Annotated in this window: 21 protein-coding genes and 1 pseudogene; 1 reads left to right on the top strand and 21 read right to left on the bottom strand. The window is 50.0% G+C overall.

Annotated elements, in window-relative coordinates:
• Positions 1–658, bottom strand: a pseudogene (locus AAY47_RS14385) (hypothetical protein); the annotation flags it as partial.
• Between the two features lie 73 nt (positions 659–731).
• On the opposite strand from AAY47_RS14385, the gene AAY47_RS14380 reads away from it, so the two are divergent.
• The gene (locus AAY47_RS14380; RefSeq protein WP_047770828.1) at positions 732–932 is read left to right on the top strand and encodes a hypothetical protein; all 201 of its coding nucleotides are present in this window, start codon (positions 732–734) and stop codon (positions 930–932) included.
• On the opposite strand, the gene AAY47_RS14375 is transcribed toward AAY47_RS14380, so the two are convergent.
• From AAY47_RS14375 to AAY47_RS22775, 20 genes are all read right to left on the bottom strand, one after another.
• Positions 933–1,133 (bottom strand): hypothetical protein, encoded by a 201-nt coding sequence (locus AAY47_RS14375; RefSeq protein ID WP_047770827.1) that lies wholly within the window; start codon positions 1,131–1,133, stop codon positions 933–935.
• Entirely contained in the window at positions 1,126–1,626 is a 501-nt protein-coding gene (locus tag AAY47_RS14370; protein ID WP_047770826.1) for a DUF1804 family protein, read from the bottom strand. The genes AAY47_RS14375 and AAY47_RS14370 overlap by 8 nt, the downstream gene beginning before the upstream one ends.
• Before the next feature lies 1 nt (position 1,627).
• Positions 1,628–1,849 (bottom strand): hypothetical protein, encoded by a 222-nt coding sequence (locus AAY47_RS14365; RefSeq protein ID WP_047770811.1) that lies wholly within the window; start codon positions 1,847–1,849, stop codon positions 1,628–1,630.
• A 14-nt stretch (positions 1,850–1,863) separates the two neighbouring features.
• Positions 1,864–2,064, bottom strand: coding sequence for a hypothetical protein (locus AAY47_RS14360; RefSeq protein ID WP_047770825.1), 201 nt, complete (start codon positions 2,062–2,064; stop codon positions 1,864–1,866).
• An 8-nt stretch (positions 2,065–2,072) separates the two neighbouring features.
• Entirely contained in the window at positions 2,073–2,534 is a 462-nt protein-coding gene (locus AAY47_RS21775; protein WP_053014292.1) for a lysis protein, read from the bottom strand.
• Positions 2,531–3,067, bottom strand: a complete 537-nt coding sequence (locus AAY47_RS14350; protein WP_047770823.1) for a lysozyme — start codon at positions 3,065–3,067, stop codon at positions 2,531–2,533. The genes AAY47_RS21775 and AAY47_RS14350 overlap by 4 nt, the downstream gene beginning before the upstream one ends.
• Before the next feature lie 2 nt (positions 3,068–3,069).
• Positions 3,070–3,324 carry an HP1 family phage holin gene (locus AAY47_RS14345; protein WP_047770822.1) on the bottom strand — a complete coding sequence of 85 codons (255 nt, stop codon included), beginning with the start codon at positions 3,322–3,324 and terminating at the stop codon, positions 3,070–3,072.
• A gap of 138 nt (positions 3,325–3,462) precedes the next feature.
• Entirely contained in the window at positions 3,463–3,921 is a 459-nt protein-coding gene (locus tag AAY47_RS14340; protein ID WP_047770821.1) for a mor transcription activator family protein, read from the bottom strand.
• Positions 3,922–4,014: 93 nt separating this feature from the next.
• Positions 4,015–4,527, bottom strand: a complete 513-nt coding sequence (locus tag AAY47_RS20035) for a hypothetical protein (protein ID WP_053014291.1) — start codon at positions 4,525–4,527, stop codon at positions 4,015–4,017.
• Between the two features lie 15 nt (positions 4,528–4,542).
• Positions 4,543–5,001, bottom strand: a complete 459-nt coding sequence (locus AAY47_RS14330) for a Mor transcription activator family protein (protein ID WP_047770820.1) — start codon at positions 4,999–5,001, stop codon at positions 4,543–4,545.
• Positions 4,980–5,480, bottom strand: a complete 501-nt coding sequence (locus AAY47_RS14325; protein ID WP_047770819.1) for a hypothetical protein — start codon at positions 5,478–5,480, stop codon at positions 4,980–4,982. Before AAY47_RS14325 ends, AAY47_RS14330 begins: the two co-directional genes overlap by 22 nt.
• Complete coding sequence (locus AAY47_RS14320) at positions 5,477–6,013, bottom strand: gp16 family protein (RefSeq protein WP_047770818.1); 537 nt, start codon at positions 6,011–6,013, stop codon at positions 5,477–5,479. Before AAY47_RS14320 ends, AAY47_RS14325 begins: the two co-directional genes overlap by 4 nt.
• Position 6,014: 1 nt before the next feature.
• Complete coding sequence (locus AAY47_RS14315) at positions 6,015–6,194, bottom strand: hypothetical protein (protein WP_047770802.1); 180 nt, start codon at positions 6,192–6,194, stop codon at positions 6,015–6,017.
• The gene (locus AAY47_RS14310) at positions 6,187–6,495 is read right to left on the bottom strand and encodes a hypothetical protein (protein WP_047770817.1); all 309 of its coding nucleotides are present in this window, start codon (positions 6,493–6,495) and stop codon (positions 6,187–6,189) included. Before AAY47_RS14310 ends, AAY47_RS14315 begins: the two co-directional genes overlap by 8 nt.
• A 93-nt stretch (positions 6,496–6,588) precedes the next feature.
• Positions 6,589–6,894, bottom strand: a complete 306-nt coding sequence (locus AAY47_RS22785) for a hypothetical protein (RefSeq protein WP_235428362.1) — start codon at positions 6,892–6,894, stop codon at positions 6,589–6,591.
• A gap of 20 nt (positions 6,895–6,914) precedes the next feature.
• Positions 6,915–7,553 (bottom strand): DUF3164 family protein, encoded by a 639-nt coding sequence (locus AAY47_RS14300; RefSeq protein ID WP_047770816.1) that lies wholly within the window; start codon positions 7,551–7,553, stop codon positions 6,915–6,917.
• A gap of 33 nt (positions 7,554–7,586) precedes the next feature.
• Complete coding sequence (locus AAY47_RS14295) at positions 7,587–7,796, bottom strand: hypothetical protein (protein ID WP_047770815.1); 210 nt, start codon at positions 7,794–7,796, stop codon at positions 7,587–7,589.
• Positions 7,797–7,806: 10 nt separating this feature from the next.
• Complete coding sequence (locus AAY47_RS14290; protein WP_047770814.1) at positions 7,807–8,091, bottom strand: hypothetical protein; 285 nt, start codon at positions 8,089–8,091, stop codon at positions 7,807–7,809.
• Positions 8,092–8,101: 10 nt separating this feature from the next.
• Complete coding sequence (locus AAY47_RS22780) at positions 8,102–8,542, bottom strand: hypothetical protein (RefSeq protein WP_053014290.1); 441 nt, start codon at positions 8,540–8,542, stop codon at positions 8,102–8,104.
• Positions 8,487–8,900, bottom strand: a 414-nt coding sequence (locus AAY47_RS22775; RefSeq protein ID WP_235428361.1) for an AAA family ATPase, incomplete at its 5' end; no start/stop codon positions are given. The genes AAY47_RS22775 and AAY47_RS22780, both read right to left, overlap by 56 nt.

Here is an 8,900-nt window from a genome sequence, read left to right as displayed (position 1 = left end):
GCTTGTCGCGTTGTTCCGGGTTGCGCACCGCCTCATCATTTTCGATATCATCCAGCACCACCAAATCCGGGCGGTACGGGCCGTGGCGCAGACCGCGTAACTTCTTGCCGGAGCCTGCCACCGTCACCTTGATATTGTTACGGGTGACAATGGTGCCCATCTGCCAGGTGCGCCCCTGGCCACAAATATCCGGGTAGTCATTACACAGGCGCGGGTTGTATTCCAGTTCAGCCTTGATGGCTTCAAGCATCGGATACGCCTGATCAATACTGTCCATAATGATGACCGGATAACGTTTGATACCCCGGATAATGCACCAAAGGACAAACAACTGGCTGACCAGCGTCGATTTGGCTTCACCACGGGGTGCGGCAATGGCATCGCTTTCGGCCGCCGGACTGGCGACAATTTGCGGCAGGCGGGTAAACAGATAGTTATGCAACTGGCTGCGTGACGGGTGGCGCACATAGTGCGGGAAATAGGTCTGGACGAAGAAGCTATAGCCCTCAGCCGCATCGTCCACCTGTCGGCGGCGTTCGTCAGCCGCGTTCGCGTCCGCATCAAATCCCAGACATTCCGCCTCAATGGTCTGGCGCAGGCTGGTGATATAGTCCTGAAGCGAATCCCGGAAGTCTTTGAGGGAAAAATTTTTAGCCACGACAGCCTCTGTTAAAAATGGGACTCCTTTGATAACGTTTTGACTCCACTCAATACATTACAAAGGAACCCTTATGGAAAATGACAAACTCACTATTGAACAAAAACTTGAAATCGCCCGTTTAGCGACTGATCTAACAAAAACTTTTGTTGGTGCAAAAATACCTTTGGTTCATATAGCTAAACGCACTGAAAATTCAGGAAAATACGATCACTCTCAGTTTGCTATTTTTGATTACCTCTATGACCAGATAACCCAAAAAGTCACGAAGTAGCTATTTTTGCTCGAATACCTGAGAGACAAGGTATTTACCACTTAATAGCACGGATGCCAGATACAGCATTTCTGGCATCAAAGGGCTTTCACAAAGATCATCACCGTATTTCTCACGCAAGTACGTCACAATGTCATTAGCCACTGTTTGACGTAGTGTTATGCTGTTCATCTTCAGGTAAGGCTTATTTTCATCAGCCATAATCTCGCTCCAGTTCAGCCGCAAACGCTTCCAGTATTTCCAGAAAGGCCGCGTTATGTTGTGCATACTTGTCGTTAATAAACGCGCCCAGTTTCTGGACAATTTCCAGTGCGGTCGCCAGTTCGTTGGTTTCCGGTAAGATTTTCTTGCTGGCACTGGTGGCCTTATTGAACGCATCCGCCAGGCTCGCCAATAACTCTACCCGCTGCTGAGGCAGCATATCCGGCGTGGTGTTAAGCAGTTCCATCGTGGTCTGGCATTGCACCACCAGGCTCATCAGCACCGCGCGGCCGGCTTCTTCAATGCCGCCGCCTGCCATCGTCTGCGCAGCCCGCATTTTGTCCCAGTCGTCGCCGCGTTCCTGTGCCTCCCTCTTCCAGCGCCGGGCAGTAACGAATGCCACGCCGCACTGGGCGGCGGTGACTTCCAGCGATAACTGATTGAAGATATACATGCGGCGGAGTTTATCCCGCATCTCCTGCGGATAGGCCATCTCAGACACCCATTTTGGTACGTAACAACAACACGACTGTTGAAACCAGACAGCCCGCTATCGTGCCGGACACTGCCCCTGCAATCGCCCCGCGTCGCATCGCCCCATTGGTGGCATCTTCGCGGATGGCCTCCATCTGGTCATCAATATGATCCAGACGCTCATTTAACTCATTCAGGGCGCTTAACACCTGATTGTTCCCGTTACGGGGTTTCTTGCTCATAGTCTTTCTCTTTCTCAATCAGCATCGTTCAACAATTTTCTGACGTCCCAACTACTCATACTGGTATAAACCTCTACACCGGTATCCAAAAAGATAGCTGTACCGCTATTACCGTTGTAGTCAATGGGCTGAAAATGCGTAATACGTTCTAAAACAACGGTTGTGGGATACATCCGGCTACTGACACCATAGGGCGGAAAATCATAAGTTTCCATCGCTCACCTTATTGACATTGTGTTTTGATATAGTCCTGCAACCCCAGGATTATTTGTTCTGAGGTGGCAATTCGCTGTCTGAGTAACCAATAATTTCGGATAGCGGTGTCTGTAGGTCGGGCGGTGGTTGCATCATCCATGCTGGAGGGCTTGGCGACTTTAAGCACGGGACACTTGGCTTTGATGTACACCCGCTCAGGATGAGCAAGAGAAGCAGTGTGCAGCCTGTCGATTTCAGCGTTTGCATTGGCTAGCCTCTGTGTATGTTTAACGTCCAGTTCATGCAGCATGTCAATGTGCATGCTCTGGTTGTTGATGGTGTCGGTCAGTTGCTGGATTTGGGTTGTTTGACGGCCATTAACCTTTTTCTGTTCGGCATACTCAGCCCGATAATAGTGGCTCTTGAATGAGGCAACAGCGACAACAATAACCAGAACAAGGATGGTGTAGTGGGTTAATTTGAGTTTCATTTATCCAGCCCCCAACACGTCAGCGCCGCTTCCTGAGCACGCCGCTCAACCTGACCATAGCAGCCGTTCGCCTGACCCTGGGTTTTGCGACAATCACGGCCACCATCAAAAATCCAGCGCGGGATCTCCGCACAGGCCCCGCGTTTATCCCCGGCATTCAACTTGCGGTAGAACGTGGAAGAAAAGCACTTAGCGGGGCCGATGTTGTACGGGCAAAAGCTGGCAATGCCGGCCAGCTGCGGTTCGGTCAGTGGCACCCGTACATGGCGTTTTACCCAGTCAATGGCACGCTGGGCTTCAATCCGGTTTAATGCGTCGCACTGTTGAGCGGTCAGCGTCATACCCCGACGAACGGGGGCGCCCTGTACCCGCGTGATACCGCGACAAATCGTCCAGATGCCCCCCGCATCCTGATAGGCGGATAATCGGTTGCCTTCTTTCTCATCCAGAAATTGCCCCAGAATCATCTCAGCCCCGACACCGGCCAGAATGGCGGCGATAACTGCGGCGCTCAGACGGCTTTTCATCTCCATGACTAGACGTCCTTGGGCGAATGGGAAATAATTTCTGACAGCGTTTCCGGTGACGCGCTGCGCTCCAGAATGTGCTGCAATATTTGGGTGCGCTTTTTCTGCTCCCGCCGGTTCAGAAGATAGGTCAGTGTGCCCAGCAGGATGCTGGCAAATACGCCAATCAGAAAGCCCCATTCGTACAGGGATAACCCGGTAAAGAAGGCAATCAGCCCGGAAATACCGTAGGTGGCATGGGAATATTTATCATCAGTGGTCATCCCTGCGTGCCTCATGTCGCTGTTTAATCAATGAACGCAGTGTAGGGCAGGGAAAAAGAGGGAAGCATTTGAGGAGGTTCAGCAGGCCAATAACCTGCTGGATAGGTCATTTAGTGTGTCACAGGTGCGAGGAACATTTCAATCAAATAAACGGGATTGCGGCGCGTCCTCAGCCTCCTGCTCACTGATCAGCTTCCAGCCGATGCGATCACTAAAACCATACCGCGGACACAGCCGCGCCATCGCCTGACGGCGGGATAATCCGCCCTGACACAGTGCCGCCAGTTCTTTCAGGAAACGGGCATTGCGCAGGGCACGGAACGCCGCTTCACAACGGGGAATATAAAACGGCGCATCCCCTAAATAGCCCATCAGGGTATTGCACTCCTCATCGGTCAGTACTTCACGTAACAGGCGATACACGCCGCCGCTGCGTTCAGCCGCTTTGCCGGTTTTGGCGGACAGGGTCACGCCCCCAAAACGGCTAATCAGCCGGGCGGTGGCCGGATAGCCAATCACCTCTATCAATTGCAGGGCGGAATCCGGTAGCAGGGATTCCAGTTGCGCTAATTCGGTGTGTTCAATAATGATCTGCATCGCTTCCCCAAAAAACAAAACACCTGCCAAAAAATGGAAGGTGTTCAGTATTTCAGGTTTTGCGGCATTAGACAGGTTGAAGGGGTTCAGTGGTTAGATATCATTATTATATTTTTGATTTGATAATGCTTTGTACTCAGTTGAATAGTTTGGGTCAGTGTAACTTAGAAGAGCTATATCTGAGCCATTTATTTTTTTTACTGAAATAATGATTGTATTTTTATCGAACATGATATCTATTGGCTCACCTGTTATTGTTGAGCGTTTGATATCTTCTTCACTAGATTGGAAAGAAGGTGAACCATATTTTGCTTCCAAAGAATTGGTTAACAACCCAATATTAGGATTTATTTGAATAATCAATCTCTTAAATTCACCCTTTATAAAGGAAAAGTAGGCTAATGTCTTTTTTCCGGCAAAATCAAAATCATCACAGCGATAATTTGTTACTCCTTTGACATCACTGCCACTTATGACGATTGTGCATAATTTGGAATTAATCACATCATCAATAGATGAACCAAATTTAACACCTTTATAACCATCCACAGCCCAAGAACTCAGTGATAACGTTGATAGCATCAGCCCCAGTAAAACTCTTTTCATTTTCATCACCTCCGTTTAAAACAAATCACATTGATGATTAAGCGTACCAGAATGTTTGTAACGCGATAAGAGTGACCACGCATGTCTATCACTAAAACCAAATATAGGACACAGTTTGGAAAGTGCCATCAATGCCGAATCCCCCTCAGTGAGCAACTGGTTGAATTCCGACAAAAACCGCTGGTTACGCCATTCCCGCATGGCGGCGGCCGCATTAGGGATATATAACTCTGTCCCCGCAAAATGTTTTGACAGGCAGGCCGCAGCATCAGCCCCAATCGCCGCAATCAGCATCGTCTGTCTATGTTGACCCCGTGGGTGTTTTCCACGACCAAACGGGAATGTAGTACCACCGAACACTTCAATTAATTTTAACGTCGCTGGATAGCCAATCAATGAGGCAATATGCCGGAGCGACTCCGGCAATAATTGTTGAACCTGATCCAGTGTGACTATTTCTGTTTTTGCAGCCATTCTGCCCCACCCTGAAGGGTTGAAACATCAACGCCCATCCTTTTCATCTGCTGGAAATAGGCGTCACGACTGTCTGAACCTGATACCTGCTGTTTTTCCCGTGCACTGATATTACTGCCCTGGGCAAATAGCTGTTCTGAGGACTGGTAGACGGTTTTCAGATAGTTGTGGTTAGAGAACGGCTTAACGTCTCCCTGTGCCCGTTTTTCCCGAATGCGCTCGACAGTTTCACTGAGGGCGTGGGTCAGTACCCGATTAGCGGGGTATATCGCCAGCACCTCTTCCGCCAGTTTTAGTGCCCGGCTGTTGGACAGGTTATTTTTTCCCCGACGAAACAGTCCGATATAGTTCACTAAATGGCGGGCACAACCACCGGGCAATTCCGCCATTTTTGCCAGTAACTGGCGGGCGGCATCATCTTCGAAGATAGCATCCAAATGAAAATCAGAGTGGCAGACAGGGCAACGGCCAATCTTCATAGCAATTTCTCCATGATGTAGGCATCACACACCGCGTCATAGCCCCGCCGTTCCGGCAGGTGCTGACCTCGCACGTGCATAACGCCCAACATTAGCCGACTGTGCCACTGTTTCAGGGACTCCAAAACCTGACAGGCCAGTGATTCATCCAACCAGCCTACTTCGGCTACGCCTTTGCCGCCGTTAATTTTGGCGGTCTGGCGCTGCACAAAGGCGTTCAGGGCGGTTTCAGAACCATCGATAACGAACTTTTGCTGGTGCATGGTGATCCAGATGGCGCGGATTTTGCCGATTTCCGGCACACGGGGTTGCCCGTTTAAATTGGGTTTAACCCGCTGTTGAGTGCGGTTTAAACGCCGTTTAAAGCCACGGGCAACAAACGCACTGTACGCCACTTTCAGCTCGGTGTAGGTCATCTTCCCACAGGAGTTTTTGCCTGTGGCAGCCAGCAGTGCAGAACGGTAGGTTGCGTCATCCAGTTGCAGCTTGTTTTTGGCAATATGGATTAAGCGGATCAGTTGTTGATGGGTCATCTCAGTTACCTCCACAGAGATTGCGCTCTGGAGTTTCAGGTTGTTCAAATGCCGCACAGATAGTATTGGCTGCGGTAATGATGGTATTTAACTGTTCCTGATTGATGGTAATGCCAGGCTGTTGATTACCCAGTTCTGTTGCAATGGCTGCAACCAGTGAAATTTGTTGAAGTTTACTCATCAGAACCTCCAACCCCACAAGTACAGGTTCCGAACAGTGTATAAGTGAGTTTTGATGGAGCACCTGCCGGACTGACATCATCCCTGTCCAGACAGTATTGTTTCTTGCCATAGCTCACGGTGAGTTGCTCTCCTTGTATTTGCTGGATGTTGCCCTTTACCGTTTTATAGTTGAATTTAAGCTGGTTTCGGTACTGACGCTGGGTAACGAAAGTAAAGGTCACTCGGTCGCCCACGGATAACGCGGAACGATCAACTGGTTTGAATTTTTCGCACACCGGACATTGGTAACGTGGATTCATAACTTCCTCATTAATTTGGCTGAATTTTGGCGTAAGCCAACCCCTGGCTGATTTACGCCATATTTAAAAATTATTAATTTTCAGTTTGTTACATTAAATCGATGTTAAATGTTCAATTCGGACTAAATAGGGTTCGGTGCTGATTTCCACCACCGTCATCGTGGTTAAGTCCTGTGCTGGTTCAATCGTTCTGACTAACTGACCGCCGCGTAAAAATTTATTGGGTTGATAAATAAAGCTACGGCCAATGGGATAATGCTGGTTAAACTGCTGCGCTTTCATCCGGCTTTCCCCATTCCCTAGTGGCGGCGTTTTGACAAAACTCGCTGCGCCGTTCCGCCCAGACGCGTGCCATTGCGCTGTGGGCATGATGCGCGGCAACGGATGAGTAGGCAGCATAGTGATTGTATCCGGCCATCTCACACCCCCGCGATATCTAACGCTATTGGCTGGTATCGGTCAGTATCACCAATACGTTCATAGACTCGCAGATAGGATTTGCTGCCTACCACCTGCAACGCCTCGCCAATCGCCACCATTGCCTGTACCCAGCGCTCATCCTCAATACCCAGACGACGCAGGGCCAGCACGCGACCGGTATTAATATCGCCTTCCTTATCGGTGATAAATGCTTGATTGATCAGGGTCTGAATTTCAGGCCGTGCGTCGACTGTCCAGTCGGCCAGACATTCATCTATCAGTGCCTTAGCCGCCTGCAAACGTTCATCAAAAGCAATCCGGTCCTGCATGGCGCGCTGGATTTTGAAACGGCCATCGTAGGAATAGAGGGTAACGTTCCCTTTCTTGCCGCCTTTGACGGAACCATATTTCTCGGCAGAGAGATCGACAAACGCCTGAATATCGGCAAAAGCGCGTAATTTCAGCTCCTCCAGAGCCTCATTGACTTTGAAAGCAAATTGTACAAGTTCTCCGACCAGCGCATCACGCTCAAAGTCGATTTCCTTGATGATTTCCACCGGCGTCAGCACGCCTTTCGCATCGATCCAATAACCGTCAGGTGCGGATATTGTGGTGAATTGTTTTGATTTTATTGACATTATTTTACCTTTTCAAAATATTAGATTTAATGGTTAGTGAAGATTATGCTGTGTGGCGGCCTGATGGATCACCAGACCACTTTCGCTATGGTTCTTAAGCAGTTCACCAATCGCACTGTACAAACTTTCGGCGGCCCGATATTCCTGGTGGGTGAATTCCCCGGCAACGGCCGCCCCGGCTTGCAGTTCATGCCGTAATTCCCCTGACTCACTGGTGATTAAGATTTCAATTTTTACTGCCATATTGCGCCCCTTAATGTAAAGATTCCGACCAATAAACCTGACAACCATCCTGATTAAAAACCCCTTGCTTCAATGGCCCTTGCCGCCCCTTACCAAAATGCAGATACGCCGCCTGACCATCACGGATCAACTGCTCACAATAGGCGTGACGGGCAATGTGGATACGGGGCCTGTTATCCCGCATCATCACACTGAGCACGGTGATGCCCCGCTCAGATAATGCGGTGACCACCGATTCCGCCTGAATCAGGGCAGACAACAATTGGTTATTCCGGGTATTCAACTCGATTACCATGTGTACCTCATTAATTAATCAGCATTTTTGAGAATTCATTAATCATGCCGACATCAACAGGCTGACCGCTCAACTGACTGGCTCGGGAAACACCGCGCAGGTATTTGAACAACCGTCTGGCGTTCCCCTTACAGGCCGTAAACAACGCCTGGCGGATATCATCCCCCTCAATCTCAGGCAGCAGGCTGCGGGCGATTTCCTGAATATCCGCGTCTGGCAGGCTGTCCCCCATAGGCAGGGCAAAACCGACGCGGCTATAGAGCTGTTTGTACTCGCCGCGTTTCCCTTTCAGGTTGAGAATTAAGCGCGGCATACCCGCCAGAACGATGCCGACACCGGATTTATCATGGATACGGCGCAGGGTTTCCAGTGCGCGGTAAGGCAGGTTCTCCGCTTCATACCACCAGAATAATCCGCCCCGAACCGCGCAAAGCTGTAATGCACGCTTCACTCATTTCGTGCAGGTTGCCGCGGCGATTAACCCCCAGACGGTTGCAAAGCTCCTCCAGTATCACGCGGGCGGTATAGCCGGGATCGGCCTCAATCAAAATGGCATCGCTCTGTTGTCTGGCATATTCCCGCATGACCATCGTTTTCCCCATCCCTGCATCGCCATAGATAACGTTGATTTCGCCGTCCATATGGGCGAGGCGGCAGACTTCCAAACCTTTACGAGCGGTATACGTTGCAATGAAGGCGGGTTTCAGGTGACGTACCTTTTCCCGGTCACGTTCGCGGCGGATAAACTGTTCCAGCTGGGTTTCCAGTGTGGCGGTATTGCCCACGTATTTACCCTGTAGATACTGGTT

This window comes from Xenorhabdus griffiniae (genome assembly GCF_001028135.1).
GTDB classification, from domain to species: Bacteria; Pseudomonadota; Gammaproteobacteria; order Enterobacterales; family Enterobacteriaceae; genus Xenorhabdus; species Xenorhabdus bakwenae.
The sequence above is the reverse complement of the archived record's forward strand: the minus strand, read 5'-3'. Positions and strand labels throughout refer to the sequence as shown.